Here is a 701-nt window from a genome sequence, read left to right as displayed (position 1 = left end):
TAGGTTAAGCTACTAAGAGCACACGGAGGATGCCTAGGCGCTAGGAGCCGATGAAGGACGTGGCGAACAACGAAACTGCCTCGGGGAGCTGTAAGCAAGCTTTGATCCGGGGGTGTCCGAATGGGGAAACCCGGCTGTGGTAATACGCAGTCACCGCTGCCTGAATATATAGGGCAGTGGGAGGCATACCAGGGGAACTGAAACATCTAAGTACCCTGAGGAAGAGAAAACAAGAGTGATTCCGTCAGTAGCGGCGAGCGAACGCGGAACAGCCTAAACCAGAGAGCTTGCTCTCTGGGGTTGTGGGACGTCTCACATGGAGTTACAAAGGAACATATTAGGTGAAGAGGTCTGGAAAGGCCCGCTATAAGAGGTAAAAGCCCTGTAGCCGAAAGTATATTCCCTCCGAGACGGATCCCGAGTAGTGCGGGGCACGTGAAACCCCGTATGAATCTGCCAGGACCATCTGGTAAGGCTAAATACTCCCTAGCGACCGATAGTGAAGCAGTACCGTGAGGGAAAGGTGAAAAGCACCCCGGAAGGGGAGTGAAATAGAACCTGAAACCGTGTGCTTACAAAAAGTCAGAGCCCGATCTATGGGTGATGGCGTGCCTTTTGTAGAATGAACCGGCGAGTTACGTTCCCATGCAAGGTTAAGGCGAGAAGCTGTAGCCGTAGCGAAAGCGAGTCTGAATAGGGCG

Annotated in this window: 1 rRNA gene; it reads left to right on the top strand. The window is 52.9% G+C overall.

Features of this window, described 5'->3' with window-relative positions:
• Window positions 1-2: 2 nt before the first annotated feature.
• Window positions 3-701: ribosomal RNA gene (locus tag AC3WJJ_RS25575) — 23S ribosomal RNA — on the top strand; the annotation flags it as partial.

Source organism: Paenibacillus sp. FW507-14B1B (assembly GCF_058781425.1).
The sequence above is the reverse complement of the archived record's forward strand: the minus strand, read 5'-3'. Positions and strand labels throughout refer to the sequence as shown.